Source organism: Candidatus Rokuibacteriota bacterium (genome assembly GCA_016209385.1).
Taxonomy (GTDB): Bacteria; Methylomirabilota; Methylomirabilia; order Rokubacteriales; family CSP1-6; genus JACQWB01.
Genome location: JACQWB010000079.1, coordinates 1 through 14,647 on the forward strand (window position 1 = coordinate 1; position 14,647 = coordinate 14,647).

10 protein-coding genes are annotated in these 14,647 nt (G+C 66.3%); 6 read left to right on the forward strand and 4 right to left on the reverse strand.

The features are described 5' to 3' along the window. The 4 genes from HY726_05505 to HY726_05520 form a co-directional block, all read right to left on the reverse strand. The coding region (locus tag HY726_05505; GenBank protein MBI4608448.1) for an AAA family ATPase at positions 1–871 on the reverse strand (871 nt) is incomplete at its 3' end. 94 nt (positions 872–965) lie between these two features. Then, on the reverse strand, positions 966–1,910 hold the full coding sequence (locus tag HY726_05510) for a DnaJ domain-containing protein (GenBank protein MBI4608449.1): 945 nt from the start codon (positions 1,908–1,910) through the stop codon (positions 966–968). A 481-nt stretch (positions 1,911–2,391) separates the two neighbouring features. Next, the gene (locus tag HY726_05515) at positions 2,392–4,413 is read right to left on the reverse strand and encodes a tetratricopeptide repeat protein (protein ID MBI4608450.1); all 2,022 of its coding nucleotides are present in this window, start codon (positions 4,411–4,413) and stop codon (positions 2,392–2,394) included. 703 nt (positions 4,414–5,116) lie between these two features. Further along, complete coding sequence (locus tag HY726_05520; protein ID MBI4608451.1) at positions 5,117–6,571, reverse strand: Do family serine endopeptidase; 1,455 nt, start codon at positions 6,569–6,571, stop codon at positions 5,117–5,119. A gap of 390 nt (positions 6,572–6,961) precedes the next feature. On the opposite strand from HY726_05520, the gene HY726_05525 reads away from it, so the two are divergent. The 6 genes from HY726_05525 to HY726_05550 form a co-directional block, all read left to right on the forward strand. Beyond that, positions 6,962–8,740: a cytochrome ubiquinol oxidase subunit I gene (locus HY726_05525; protein ID MBI4608452.1), complete on the forward strand. Its 1,779-nt coding sequence runs from the start codon at positions 6,962–6,964 to the stop codon at positions 8,738–8,740. Continuing rightward, on the forward strand, positions 8,737–9,579 hold the full coding sequence (locus HY726_05530) for a c-type cytochrome (GenBank protein MBI4608453.1): 843 nt from the start codon (positions 8,737–8,739) through the stop codon (positions 9,577–9,579). The genes HY726_05525 and HY726_05530 overlap by 4 nt, the downstream gene beginning before the upstream one ends. Before the next feature lie 274 nt (positions 9,580–9,853). Then, complete coding sequence (locus HY726_05535) at positions 9,854–12,091, forward strand: c-type cytochrome (GenBank protein MBI4608454.1); 2,238 nt, start codon at positions 9,854–9,856, stop codon at positions 12,089–12,091. 195 nt (positions 12,092–12,286) lie between these two features. Then, a complete protein-coding gene (locus tag HY726_05540) occupies positions 12,287–12,994 on the forward strand; it encodes a carboxypeptidase regulatory-like domain-containing protein (protein ID MBI4608455.1) in 708 nt (235 codons plus the stop codon). Between the two features lie 125 nt (positions 12,995–13,119). Then, positions 13,120–13,776, forward strand: coding sequence for a cytochrome c oxidase subunit II (gene coxB / locus HY726_05545; protein ID MBI4608456.1), 657 nt, complete (start codon positions 13,120–13,122; stop codon positions 13,774–13,776). A 115-nt stretch (positions 13,777–13,891) separates the two neighbouring features. Further along, positions 13,892–14,647: cbb3-type cytochrome c oxidase subunit I (locus tag HY726_05550; GenBank protein MBI4608457.1), on the forward strand; the 756-nt coding region annotated here is incomplete at its 3' end.

A 14,647-nucleotide genomic window follows, 5' to 3' on the forward strand; every position in this document is an offset into this window, starting at 1 on the left:
CCTCAGCGGCGCCGGCGCCAACCAGGGTGTGGAGCTCGTCGATGAAGCAGACGATCTGCCCGTCGGACTCGGTGATTTCCCGGAGCACGGCTTTCAGGCGGTCCTCGAACTCGCCCCGGTACTTGGTTCCGGCCACGAGCGCCCCGATGTCGAGCGCCACGAGACGCTTCCCCTTCAGCCCCTCCGGCACGTCTCCCGCCACGATCCGCTGGGCGAGCCCCTCGACGATCGCTGTCTTGCCGACGCCGGGCTCGCCGATCAGCACCGGGTTGTTCTTCGTCCGGCGCGAGAGCACCTGCATCACCCGGCGGATCTCCTCGTCGCGGCCGATCACCGGGTCCAGCTTCCCCTTGCGCGCCAGCTCGGTCAGGTCGCGCGAGTACCGCTCGAGGGCCTGGTACTTCGTCTCGGGGTTGGGATCCGTCACGCGCTGGGAGCCGCGGACCTCGACGAGCGCCCGGTAGATCGCCTCGGGCGTGACGCCTTGCTGACGCAGGATGCGGCCGGCGGCGCCGTCCTTGTCCTGGCTGAGCCCGATCAGCAGGTGCTCCGTCGAGCAGTACTCGTCCTTGAGCCTCTCGGCCTCGGCCCAGGCGCGATCAAACGCCTCCTTGAGGCGCGGTGAGAGATACTGGCCGCCGCCCCCCCGGACCTGGGGGAGCTTTTTGAGCTCGTCCTCCACCTGGCGGCGGATGGCGTCAGGCCGCGCGCCGAGCCTGGCGAGGACCGGGCCCACCACCCCTTCCTCCTGCTGGACCAGGGCCAGCAAGAGGTGCTCGGGCTCCATGGCCTGATGGTTCTGCTGGTCCGCCAGGGACTGGGCCGCCTGCACCGCCTCCTGAGCTTTGACCGTGAACTTGTCGAATCGCATGGAAAGGTTAGCCTCCTGTCCTCATCCTACCCGCTTCCCCTCATGTTTCCCCCTCTCCCCGATGGGGGAGAGGGCAGGGCGAGGGGCGCATGCCTTACGCCAGATGCGCCCGCGGGTTCTCCGTGCGCAGGCGTTTCAGCTCCTCGAAGAGCTGGCGTTCCCGGGCGGAGAGCCCCGAGGGCACGAGGACCTTGATCTGCACGTACTGGTCGCCGGCGGCGCCGCCTCTGAGACGCGGCATCCCGTAGCCGGGAAGCCTGAACGTTCGCCCGCTCGAGGTCTCCGGCGGGATCTTCATCGAGACCTTGCCTCTGAGCGTCGGCACCTCCGCCTCGGCACCGAGCGCCGCCTCCGCGACGGTCACGGGGAGGTCCACGTAGAGATCGTCCCCTTTCCGCTCGAAGAACGCGTGGGAGCGGACCGTGACCGTCAGGTAGAGATCGCCCCGGTCGCCGCCCGCGCCTGACGGGACGCCGCCGCCGGCCACCCGCACCCGCGACCCGGTATCCACGCCCGCCGGGATCTTCACCTCGAGGCGTCGCCCGTCGACGTCCACCGTCCGCGCGCTGCCGCGGAACGCCTCTTCCAGGCTCACCTCGACAGCAGCCTCAACGTCCTGCCCGCGCGCCCGCCGGGACCCGCGGCCGCCTCCGATCTCCTCGCTGAGGTCGGCGAAGGGATCGCGCCCGCGCACTCCCAGATCACCGAAGATCGTCCTGAAGAAGTCGGAGAAGTTCCCGAGGTCTCCGAGGTCCCCACCGCGCCCGCCGAAGTGGACGCGAAACCCCTCGAACGGGCCCGCCCCAGCCTGGGCGAAGCGTTGCCAGTCAGGGCCCAGGCTGTCGTAGCGCTTGCGCTTCTCGGGGTCGGAGAGAACCTCGTAGGCCTCGTTGATCTCCTTGAAGCGCTCCGCCGCGCCCTTGGCCTTGCTCACGTCGGGGTGGTGCTTCCGGGCGAGGCGGCGGTAGGCGTGCTTGATGGTCTTGTCGTCGGCGTTGCGGTCAACGCCCAGAATTTTGTAATAGTCCTTGTACTCCATGGCCATAGAGCGATGGGCGGCGCCCGGAGCTAAGCGGCCCGAATGCGCCGCCCTGCTTGAATTGTAACAGACCGACGGGGCTCAAGGCTTGCAGACGACGGATGACGCCGATGGAGGCGCCCGGCGCGCGCTGATGCCTGCCTACAAAAAGGCAAAGCCTTCTTCCCCCCATCCCTGGCTTCGAGAGAACGATTCGCTCTTCCAGAAGACCGCCACTCCCAGAGACCCTGACCACCTGTATAACTTCAGAACGGTCCGTTTGAGATGGGCGAGGCTCGTCCATCCCTGGAGTGATTGGCGAGATGATCTGGGCGCCTCTACCTAGTACTACCTAAAGGCCGAAGAGCTGGGCTCTCCGCACCACCGAAAGGGGGTCAGCGACCGGCTTACCGAGGTCTTCGCATTGATGGGGCTCAGCCCCGAGGAGGCGGCGCGGGAGGCAGCCCGGCGCATCCCTCAGTCGCCGAGCCCCTAACGTGCCTCATCTCCGCTCTTTCAGGCGTAAGGCGGCCTCCAGCTTGCTTCGGGCGGCTCCGAAGCCGTGGTTGATCCTGAGCGCCTGCCGGTAGTGCTCGATCGCGTCGTCCAACCGGCCTTGCGCGAGGAGCGCATTGCCCGCGTTCAGATGGGCCGGCGCAAACTCCGGTCTCAGCCTGATGGCGTGCCGGTAGTGCTGAAGTGCTTCGTCGAGCTTCCCCTGTTGAGCGAGCGCGAGACCTAGGTTGTTGTAGCCTTCGGGAAAGTCAGGGTTAAGCTGGAGGGCCTGCCTGTAGTGGACGATGGCGTCATCGAGCCGGCTCTGAGACGCAAGGGCAACGGCAAGGTTCGAGTGGGCTTCCGCCACACCTGGTTTCAGTTCGAGGGCTTTCCGATAATGCTTGATCGCCTCATCGAGCTTTCCCTGGGTATGGAGCGCAACACCCAGGTTAGTGTGAGCTTCGGCGAAACGCGGCCTGAGCATGATGGCCTGTTGATAATGGCCTATGGCGTCGTCCAGCCACCCCTGGTCGACGAGCGCACCAGCCAGGTTCATGTGGGCGTCAGCATTGCTGGCGTTGATCTGGAGAGCTTTTCGGATGTGTTCGATGGCCTCGACCAGCTTGCCTTTTTTCCTGAGAAGCGCGCCGATATTGGTGTGGGCGATCGAGGAGTTCGGGTCGAGGGAGAGCGCGTGGGTCCAGAGGGTCTCCGGGTCGTGCCACACCTGGACCTGGTTCCACGTCAAAGTGCCAAGACCGGCCAACCCCACCGCGGCGACGACCGCGGCGATGTAAGCCCGGACCCGGAGGAGTTTTCCCCGGGCGCGGACGAGCGCGCACACCCCTGCGCCGACCAGGAGGGCCCACCCGAGACAGGAGAGGTAGGTATAGCGATCCGCGGTCATTTGGGGACCGGACTGAGTGAGCCCGCTTACCGGGGCAAGCGCGATCGCATACCCGACCCAGACAGCGAGGCCTGCGGGCCATCGTTTGCGCATTACGAGCAGGATCCCCGTGATGGCTGCGACCGCGATAGTGCTGCCGAGAAAGCGAGGTTCCAGGACGCTCATTCTCACCGGCAGCTCGTAGAGAGGGGAAAGACCCAGCGGAATCAAGGTCTTCCAAACATAGAACCAGAGGCCGTACAGCGCAATCTGGACACGAGCTGGGAGGGAGTGTTTCTCCAGGGGAGACGCGAGCTCAGTTTGAGCATAAATGGCCATTCCGGCGGCGAACAGGGCTAGGAGGAAGTAGGGAACCTTCTCGAGAAGAACGCCCCGGGCCCGGGACGTGGTCAATTCTCGCGGTTTGTTTTCCATCCGTCTCAGCGGGTAGATGTCCAGTATGATCAGCAAGAGGGGGAGCGTCATTACAATCGCCTTCGAGGCTGCCGCCAGACCGTAGACTCCGATAGATCCGGCCAACCAGCGCCCTCGTGCGGGGCTTTCCGCTTGCGCCGCCTTTAGGTAGGTCAATAGCGTCAGCAGAAAGAAGAGGCCGGAGACGACATCACGCCGTTCGGTCGCCCATGCCACCGATTCCACCCTGAGCGGGTGGATGGCAAAGAAGAGCGCAGCAATCCCTGCTCCCACGTGGAGCGCGAGTTCTGCCCCTCCCGCCATGGCAAGCCCGAGCAGGCGCAGCGCGAGATAGTAGAACACCACGGCATTGGCCATGTGAAGCAGGAGGCTCGTGAGGTGGTAGCCGAGAGGGTTCATTCCCCATGCGAGATAATCCAAGCCAAAGGTCATCCAGGTCAGCGGCACCCAGTGTCCCATTAGGGTGGAAGTGAACATCCAGCGGAGCTCTTTCCATCCGAACCCACGATAGTGAGGATTTTCTAGAAGGGTGACACGGTCGTCCCAATCCACAAACCCGTTCTGGAGCGTCGGAAGGAAGGCGGAAAAGGTGGCAAGCGCGAGCACCAGCGGGATGACCGCCGCGACAGCGCGCACGCCCGGCAGGCGAATCCGGGTACGGTGGTCGCGGCCCGCGAGTGTTGACTGCCCGCTCCGGCGGCTCAATCGTGATCCGCCGGAAGCCCGTCGGTTACCCACAATAAAAAAGCTACCATAACCTACCTGGATCTACAGAGGGCAGGTCAGGCATGCATAACATTACGGGCCAGTCCTTCTTTTGGCGCCTCTCCGCTCACTGCGGCCCGGGCAGTGGACTAAGAACCTGCTCATCTTCGCCGGCCTGGCCTTCTCTCGGAACCTGTGAGAGGCGCAGGTTGTCGGACGCTCGCTCCTTGCGTACCTCATCTTCTGCCTGCTTAACGGCGCCACCGGCCGGCCGCGCCGGGGGCGTTGCCTCGATCTCGGCCCGCGGCAGCCGGGGTGAGCCTCCTTCTCGTGGCTCTTGTCGGTACCCTCGCCCTGTCTCGCGCCTGCGCCTGGACGGCCCGCGGTTATGCCGCCCTCCTGACGCTCTACTGCCTCGGCTGAAGCATCTGGTGATCGTAGATGTCCTCGTGGTGGGCTCTCGGTTTCGTCCTGCGTGGTGGCGGGAGCGGTCGCGATTGAGGTCGATCGGAGACGGTGGACAAGCTGGGCACCCGCTGGCTTCCCCTCACAATTCCTTTCGTGCTCTACGGCATCTTCCGCTACCTCCGTAGCTTGTACGGTCGTACCCGCGCTATCCGCGCCGCGTCGTGGGCACCGTAGCCAGAGCGAAGACCGATAAGGTCCTTTTATGGCGCCTCCGCGCTACGCGCCGCGCACACGCCTACCCGCGGGCGAGCGTGAAGGCGACATAGAGGGACATAGGCCCGCGCTGGAGGAGGACCGTGATCCGGTCTCCCGGCTTGAGGTCCTGGGTGAGGCGCTCGAAGTCGCCGAGGCCCTTGACCCGCTGGCGGTTGACTTCCCGGATCACGTCGCCCCGCTGGATGCCGGCCTCTTCGGCAGGGCTCCCGTCCTCGACCCGGCTGACGAAGACCCCGTCGGCAGTCCTCAGGCCGAGCTGGCGGGCCAGGTCCGGGGTAACGGGGCGAACCTCGAGACCGAGCAGGCTCTTGCCCTTGGCGGCGGAACGCAGGGCCTGGCGCTCGTCCGGGGTTTCGGCGATCTCGATTTCGAGCTGGCGCTCTGTCTTGTCCCGCCAGAGCTTGACCTGGGCGGTCTTCCCCGGGGCGGTGAGCCCCACCGCGCGCTGGAGGTCGGGAGGGCCCTCGACCTTCTTCCCGTCGAACTCGAGGATGATGTCCCCCGGCTGGAGCCCGGCCTTGTTGGCGGGGCTGTCCTGGATCACGTCGGCGATCAGGACGCCTTTGTCCCCCTTCGCGCCGAAGCTCTTGGCCAGCTCCGGCGTCAGCGGCTGCACGCTCACCCCGAGCCAGCCGCGCGCGACCTTCCCCCGGGCCACCAGCTCGGTGTAGATCCTCTTCGCCATGCTGATGGGGATGGCGAAGCCGATGCCCTGGCCCCCGGCCACGATGGCGGTGTTGATGCCGATCACCTCGCCGTTCATGTTCACGAGCGGCCCACCCGAGTTGCCAGGGTTGATCGCCGCGTCCGTCTGGAGGAATTCGTTGAACGGACCCCCGCCCGGGATCACACGCCCCTTGGCGCTGATGATCCCGACGGTCACGGTCTGCTCGAGGCCGAAGGGGGAGCCGATGGCCAGCACCCAGTCGCCGACGCTGACCTTGTCCGAGTCGCCGAGCACCGCCGCGGGGTAGGGGCCGCCGCCCTGGAGCCGGAGGACGGCCAGATCCGTGCGCCTGTCAACCCCCACGACCTTGGCCTTGTGCTTCTTGCCATCCGCGGTGACCACCTCGATCTCGCTAGCGCGCTCGACGACGTGGGCGTTGGTGAGGGCGATGCCGGAAGAATCCACGAGCACGCCGGAGCCCAGGCTCCGCTGGAGCATCTCGGGGGGATCGCCGAAGAAGCGGCGGAAGAACTCCTCGCCGAAGAACTCCTCGAAGGGGGTGCGGACCGTCCCCCGGGTGACCGTGTTGATGTTGATCACGGCGGGCTTGACCGCGTCCGCCACCTGGGCGAACGATCCGGACGGCAGCGGGAGCGCGGCCGGGATGATAGGGGCCTGAACGCCAGGCGGGATCAGGCGCGGCTTGGCTTTTTCCACGGCCCCGGCGCCCCATCCGCCCACGCCCACGCCCGCGGCCAGGACTAGGAGAAGGACGATGGCGAACGTCTTCCGACTCAGCTGAATCATCGACCGACCTCCAGTAGGTCTCGTGCCAGGAGGCGACGCAGGCGGTCGCCCTCCGGCGGTTCGGTTCCTTTGAGCTCTTCGACAGCGCGCATGAAGAATTGGGTCTTCTGCTTTGGTGGGAGGTTTCGTCGCCTCCCCTCACTGCCCATGCTAGCCAACCGTTCCTGGAGTGTCAAACGAGCGGGACCGCCGGCCGCCCACCGCAATCGGACGCGGGATCAGGCCCAAGTATTCGCGGACCAGCCGTTTACGGAAATTTCTGCTTGACACGTTCCGGGAATTCACTAAACTTGTGATCGAGAGAACAAGCTCGTCACTGTTGTCACGAGTCACATCGTTTTTTCGCCAACCGGGGTGATCGAACGCGGATCAGGGTCGTAGGTGCAGTGTGTGACTGACCGAGCTGCCGCCCATCGGCGTGTCGCCTGCTCCTCCCTCCTTTTCCTCGCGCTCGTCGCGCTCCTCGCCTGCGCTCCGCCGGCCCTCGCCCAGGAGGGAGGGAAGGAAGTCGCCTACCGCGCCTTTCCCGTCATCGGCTCGCGCCTGGCGGTCTGGGCCGTCGCCCAGCTCCACCTGAACTTCGCCGCCTTCATCCTCGGCGTCCCGATCTTCGCCGTGATCATCGAGATCATGGGGTGGCGGACGGGCGAAGGGCGCTACGACTGGCTGGCCCACGAGTTCGTCAAGCTCACCTTCGCGGCTTTCTCCACGACGGCGCTTCTCGGCGCCTTCCTCCTCTTCCTCTTCGTCGGCTACTACCCCAAGTTCTGGGCCTACATGACCGGCATCTTCTACCCGACCTTCTGGGTGTATGCGGCCCTCTTCTTCCTGGAGACCTTCACGGTCTACCTCTGGTACTACGGCTGGGAGTGGCTCTCTGGATCCCGGAAGTGGATCCACGTCTCGCTCGGGGTGCTCTCGAACCTCTTCGGCACGGCGATCCTCTTCGTCTCCAACGCCTGGGTCACCTTCATGGTCTCCCCCGGGGGGATCGACGAGGCCGGCAACCTCAGGTCGCTCTGGGGCGCGATCTACAACTTCACCTGGATGCCGCTCAACATCCACCGGCTGATCGCCAACATCGTCTTCGGCGGCACGATCGCCGGCGCGTACGCGGCCTTCCGGTTCCTCTCGGCCAAGACTGACGACGAGCGCGCCCGCTACGACTGGATGGGCTACGTCGGCAACTTCGTCGCGATCTCCGCGCTGATGGTGCTCCCCTTCGCGGTCTACTGGCTGGGGCGTGAGATCTACGCCTTCAACCAGACCATGGGGATCACCATGATGGGCGGCTTCATGTCCTGGCTCTGGGTCATCCAGGCCATCCTGATCGGTGTCCTCTTCATCGGCTCCAACTACTACCTCTGGCTCGGCATGGAGCGGATCCCGGGCTCCGAGCGCTACCGGCGCTACATCCCGTACATGATCATGATCCTGGCGGCCGGGTTCATCGTGTGGGCCACTCCCCGCAGCATCCCGATGACGCCGACGGAGCTCCGCGCCATGGGCGGGACCCACCACCCGGTCCTGGGCGTCCTCGGCGTGATGTCGGCCAAGAACACGGCCGTCAACCTGATGATCCTGACGACCTTCCTCTCCTACCTGCTCTACCGGCGGGCCAACAAGCTATCGGTGAAGCCATGGGCCGGGATGGGCATGACGGCGCAGTGGGGGATCTTCGGCCTCGCCGCGGCCGTCGTGACCTTCTACGGCGTGTACGGTTACTTCGTGGAGTCCATCGTCCGGATCGGGTTCTCCGTCTACCAGGTGCTGTCGGTGCTGGCGGCCATCGTGCTCGTCATGGCGATCGACATTCCGATGTTCAGGGGCGCCCGCTCCACCGGCGCCATCCGCTGGGGGCAGATCGCGCCCCGCTCGCAGTACGTCCTGATCCTCCTGGCCGTCTCCTTCGCCTGGCTCATGGGGCTCATGGGCTTCGCGCGCTCGGGCATCCGCCAGCACTGGCACGTCTACGGGGTGATGCGGGATACCTCCCCCGACGCGGTCACGCCCGCGCTCGGCTACGCGGCCAACATGATCACGGTCGTCACGGCGGTCTTCTTCGCCCTCGTCCTTTTCATCTTCTGGCTCGGCGGGCTGGGGGAGCGGGGAAGGGCGGACGCCCACGCTGCCGCCCCGGTGCTCGCGGGCGGCTCCAACGCGAAGTGACGCGGGTCCCGGTTCTGGTCAAGGTCGGCATGTTCGCCTTGGCGGTGATGGGGGCGTACAGCTACTACGCCAACTCCATCCCCCAGATCCAGTCCAAGCCCCCCGAGGAGCTCTCGCTCGAAGGGGGGAATGTGACTCCCGAGCAACTCGTCAAAGCGGGCGAGGAGATCTTCAAGGGCAAGGGGACCTGCGAGGTCTGCCACCGCGTCGGCCAGAAGGGAACGCGGGCCCCCGACCTGGCCGGCATCGGCGCGACGGCCGCCAAGCGGAAGCCCGGGGCGGGCGCGAAGGCGTATCTGCTCGAGTCGTTACTCGACCCCGGCGCCTACCTGGTCGAGGGCTACCCGAACATCATGCCGAAGGTGGACCGGGCACCGATCGGTCTGAACCGCTCCGAGCTCTGGGCGGTCGTGGCGTTCCTCGAGTCCCTCGGAGGGACGGTGGGCGTGAAGCTCGACGATATTCCCAAGACCGCGGGGGCCATCCCCGCGGGTGGAGGAGCGCCGGTGGCAGAGATGAAGCTCCCCGGTGATCCGAAGGCGGGCCAGGCGGTGTTCATGGGGAAGGGCGCGTGCATCGCCTGCCACAAGGCGGGCGCCGTCGGGGCCTCGCCCGTCGGGCCCGACCTCTCCCAGATCGCCAAGATCCAGACCCCCGAGTACATCATGGCGAAGATCCTGAACCCCGGCGGGATGGGGACTGTCGCCGGCTACCCGCCCAACGTGATGCCGCCCACCCTCGGCCAGACGCTCACCGCGAAGGAATACGTGGACCTCGTCTCGTTCCTCCTCACGCTCAAGGGCGAGGGCGGCGCCCCGTCAGCCGCGGTGAAGAAATAAGGAGGGTGTGCGTGACGCACTGGAAGCGTCGGCGCGCGCTCGGGGTGCCCGCCCGGGCGAATCCGACGAGCCGTAGCGGGCGGCGAAGCGCAGGATGCCGGAGCGCGCCGAGCGGCCGAACGGAGTTGGCCGCGAGGACTGCCCCCCGCCGCGGGGGGATGGGGGGGCCAGCGGAGGCGTCCGAGCCGGGTACCCACGCCGAAGGCGTGGGTGCGCCCGTCGAGGCGAGGAGGCCTGAGCCAGGGAGGGCACCCCGGCGCGCGGCGCTCGTCGTATGAACTTGCTCCGGTCGAAGTTCTTCCAGGCGGCGCTCGTTCTGGTCGCCACGTTCGTCCTCTTCAGGTTCGGGATCCGGCCGCCGGCCCCGTGGAGCGTGGTCACGCTCTACATGGCGATCGTGCTTATCGCGGTCCTCGTGTACGTCTCCTCGGACTCGGACTCCTGGCGGGCCTTCCTGGCCCCCATCCGCTCCACCCTCGTGGAGGACTCGAAGCGACCGATCCGGATCGCGCTGATGGTTGTCCTCCCGCTGCTGCTCGGCTACTACGCGTACACTCAGGCGGCGGCCAGGATCGAGGCCCCCGCCGAACTCCGCGCTGTCCACCCAGCGCCGCCTGCCTCAATCGCGTTCCGGGGCAAGACCATTGACATCCAGGGGCTGGACAACCCCCTTCGCAAGGACGCGGCCAATTTCAAGACACACGTGGCCGAGGGTGCGGTGATCTACATCAAGAACTGCATGTACTGCCATGGCGACAACCTCGACGGGGCGGGCCACTTCGCCCACGCCTTCAACCCGCCGCCGGCGAACTTCACCGATCCCGGCACCATCGCGATGCTCCAGGAGGCGTTTCTCTTCTGGCGGATCGCCAAGGGCGGGCCGGGTCTGCCGAGGGAGTCCACGCCCTGGAACTCGGTCATGCCCGCCTGGGAGGACCGGCTGACGGAGGAAGAGATCTGGAAGGTGATCATGTACCTCTACGACGCGACGGGTTACCAGCCGAGGCGCTGGGAGGAGGGAGCCCACAAGCACTCGCAGGCCGAAGCGACCATTGCCTTCGCCCGTTTCCCCGGCTTCGGGCTCTGGCCCCTCAGCCGGGCGGAGGCCCAGCAGGCCGGCGACCCCGCGGCGGGCAAGGCGCTGTACGAGAAGAAGTGTGCCCTTTGCCACGGTGACGAGGGGAAGGGGGATGGCCCGGCCGCACCGCTCCTCGATCCCAGGCCCCGCGACTTCACCAAGGGGAAGTACAAGATCCGCACGACCGCGTCGGGAAGGGTGCCGACGGACGCGGATCTGTTCCGCATCATCGGCGAGGGCATGCCCGGCACCTCCATGCCAGCCTGGAAGGTGCTTCCCGACAAGGACCGGTGGAACCTGGTGGCCTACCTGAAGGCCCTGGGGCCGGAGGCCTTCAAGGAGGCCCCCAAGCCGGCGGAGCTCCCGAAGGAGGTCTCGTCATCCAAGGAGTCGATCGCCCGGGGGAAGGAGATGTTCGAGGCTATCGAGTGCAACAAGTGCCACGGCAACGCCGGGCGCGGCGACGGCCCGTCGGCCCCCGAGCTGAAGGACGACTGGGACCACAAGGTGAGGCCCGCCAACCTGACGAAGGCCTGGACCTTCCGCGGCGGGACGACCGCCAAGGAGATCGCCGCGCGCTTGGTGACGGGGCTCATGGGCACGCCGATGCCGTCCTTCATCGACAGCGTCGAGAAGCCGGAGGACGTCTGGCACCTGGCCAACTACGTGAAGTCCCTCGGCCCTGAGAAACCCGATTTCGCGACGATCCTCCCGGTTCGGGCGGTCCAGGGCGAGATCCCTGACGATCCCGCCGCCCCGTTCTGGGCCGCCGAGGCGCCTGCCAACTTCCCGCTGGCAGGCCAGGTAATCGTGGACCCGCGCAACTTCAATCCCTCCATCGACATGCTCACGGTTCGCGCGGTCTACTCCGACACCGAGATCGCCTTCCACCTGACCTGGGATGATCCCACGGCCTCGAAGCCGGACCCGGCCGGCAAGACCTTCGCCGATGAGGTAGCGCTGCAGTTCCCCCTCAGGTTTCCGCAAGGGGACGAGCGTCCGTATGTCCTCTTGGGCGACGGCTCCAATCCGGTCCATCTCCTGCGCTGGACGTCCGACGGCGGGGTCGGCGAGGCGAACGCCTCGGGACTGGGGAAGCTCACTCCCCAGACCGGGGAAGCCGTTCAGGCCGGGGGGAAGGTGGTCTTTGCCGACGGCCAGTACCGCCTGGTCATCAAGCGCCCGCGCGTCACCCAGGACCCGAACGATCTCCAGTTCCCGATCGGGCGGTTCCTCTCGGTGGCCTTCATGGCGTGGGACGGGGGCGCGGGCGAGACAGGCAGCAAGATGGCGTTTTCGTCGTGGTATTATCTTCGCCTGGAAGAGCCAGGCTCGAAGAAGCCGTACATCATTCCCCCCCTGGTAGTCCTCGTCACCGCCGCGCTCGAGTGGCTGGTCGTGCGCCGCGCGCGGCGCGGGGTCCGGGGGGGATAATGGGGAGGTTCGAGCCGAGGGGCGGCGGCCATGCCGCACAGGCAGGCCCGTCACGAGGCGAGGCCGAAATAATCTCGGTTCGAGCGCCCACCCGCGCCTTAGGCGCGGGTACCCGGCCGGAGCAACCCCTTGTGGGGGGAGGCGTCGGAGGGGGCCGTCGAGGCCCCCTCCGATCCAAATAAGGAGGAGCGAGCGATGCGTACGTGGGTATCCGTGATCAGTGCCCCGACCCTGCTGGCGGCGGTGGTCCTCGGCGGGGCTGCCCAGGTGACAGCCCAGGGCGGGGGGAGCATTGTCGGTGAGGTGAAGTTCGCCGGGACGGCCCCGGAGCCGAAGGTCGTCAAGGTCAACAAGGACAACCAGGCCTGCGGCAACGAGAAGAAGTCGGAGGAACTCGTGGTCGGGGCCAACAAGGGGATCCGCTGGGCGGTCGCCTCCGTCGTCGGTGGCAAGGGACCCGCGCCCAAGCCGGCGAAGAAGGCCGTGCTCGACCAGAAGACCTGTCAGTTCCAGCCCCACGTGCTCCTGGTCCCGGCGGGCGCCGAGGTGGACATCCTGAACCCGGACGGCGTCCTCCACAACATCCATACCTTCTCGACGGCCAACCCCTCGATCAACAAGGCCCAGCCCAAGTTCAAGAAGGTCATGACCGAGAAGTTCGAGAAGCCCGAGATCGTCAAGGTCCAGTGCGACGCCCATAGCTGGATGGCGGGCTGGGTCGTGGTGATGGGCCACCCGTATTACGCGGTGACCGACGACAAGGGCACGTTCAAGATCGAGAACGTTCCGGCCGGCAAACACACGGTCGAGGTGTGGCACGAGACGCTCGGGAAGGCAACCAAGGAGGTGGAGGTCAAGGCCGGGGCCGAGACCAAGGTGGCCTTCGAGCTGGCGAAGAAGTAGCCGGCAAAACGCCCAACGCGCACGCGTACTTGACAAGGTTCGTTTTCGCCTTGGATACTAGTCCGTTGGCGCTACGCGGCTAGGTCGATCATCCTAAGCGCAGGGGGACAGACAGGGATGAGCCCATGTTGAGCTGGTGGCTTCCGGAGAACGTCTCGACCTACGGCAACGATATCGATTTCCTCTTCCACCTGATCTACTACATCACCGGAGCGGTGTTCATCCTCGTCGCGGCGGCCATGATCGCCTTCCTCGTGATGTACCGCCACCGCGAGGGGCGTAAGGCCAGGTACACTCACGGCAACACGGCCCTGGAGATCGTCTGGACCATCGTCCCGGCCCTCATCCTGGTCGTGCTGACGGCCCTGTCGGTGCCCACGTGGGCGCGGATCAAGATGCAGGTGCCGCCCAGTGACGTCAAGATCGAGGTGATGGCCAAGCAGTTCAACTGGATCGTCACCTACCCGGGTCCCGACGGCAAGTTCGGGACCGAAGACGACAAGACCTTCGACAACGAGATCCACGTGCCGGTGGCCAAGCCCATCACGCTCGTGCTGAAGTCCAAGGACGTCATCCACAGCGTCTTCCTGCCGAACCTCCGCTTCAAGCAGGACGTGGTCCCCGGGCGCGAGATCGAGCAGTGGTTCGAGGCGACCAAGCCGGGCAAGTACGAGATGCCGTGCGCCGAGCTGTGCGGCTTCGGGCACTCGGGCATGCGGGGTTGGCTCTACGTCCACACGCCCGAGGAGTACGCGAAGTGGGTGAAGGAACAGTGGCCATGACTCGGAGGGGGGCTCCGCCCCCCTTCCGAAGCCTCCCCCCGAGGAGGGGTTGCGCGGGCGAAGCCCGCGCTCGGAGGGGACCGTCGAAGGCGTCCCCACAAGGAGAAAGACAGCTATGAGTCACCCAGCGGCTGCGACGGTCACGCACGGCGCCCACGTCCACCATGAGCTGGGCTTCGTCCGGACCTACATCTTTTCCACCGACCACAAGATGATCGCCCGCCAGTTCCTCTTCCTCGGGCTCTTCATGATGGTCATCGGCGGGCTGCTGGCGATGCTGATCCGGTGGCAGCTCGCCTGGCCCGAGACGCCGGTGCCCGGGCTCCGCTGGGTCCCCGAGCCCTACCTGGTCGACGGGATCATCCCGCCCGAGACCTACAACATGCTCTTCACCATGCACGCCACCCTCATGATCTTCTTCGTGATCATGCCGATCCTGGCGGGCGCCTTCGGCAACTTCTGCATCCCGCTCATGGTCGGCGCCAGGGACATGGCCTTCCCCCGGCTGAATATGCTCTCGGTTTGGACAACCATCGTCGCCGGCCTGATCATGCTGGCCGGCTTCTTCGTCCCGGGCGGCCACGCCGCCACCGGCTGGACCGGCTACGCCACGCTGTCGGCCAAGGCGAGCTACACGGGCGTGGACTGGGGTCAGAACCTCTGGCTCATCAGCCTCTTCGTCATGGGCCTGGGCTCCATGATGGGAGCCATCAACTACATCACCACGGTCATCAACATGCGCGCCCCCGGCATGACCTTCTTCCGCCTGCCTCTCGTGATCTGGGCCATGTTCATCACGGCGATCCTCCTGCTGCTGGCGCTCCCCGTGCTGACCTCGGCCTCCGCGATGCTCCTCTTCGACCGCACCCTC

What these genes read in the sequence shown, in the direction of transcription:
- HY726_05510 (MBI4608449.1), bottom strand. Translation starts at nt 1,910, where the DNA reads ATGGAGTACAAGGACTATTACAAAATTCTGGGCGTTGACCGCAACGCC.
- HY726_05520 (MBI4608451.1), bottom strand. Translation starts at nt 6,571, where the DNA reads ATGATTCAGCTGAGTCGGAAGACGTTCGCCATCGTCCTTCTCCTAGTC.
- HY726_05535 (MBI4608454.1), top strand. Translation starts at nt 9,854, where the DNA reads ATGAACTTGCTCCGGTCGAAGTTCTTCCAGGCGGCGCTCGTTCTGGTC.
- HY726_05540 (MBI4608455.1), top strand. Translation starts at nt 12,287, where the DNA reads ATGCGTACGTGGGTATCCGTGATCAGTGCCCCGACCCTGCTGGCGGCG.
- coxB (MBI4608456.1), top strand. Translation starts at nt 13,120, where the DNA reads ATGTTGAGCTGGTGGCTTCCGGAGAACGTCTCGACCTACGGCAACGAT.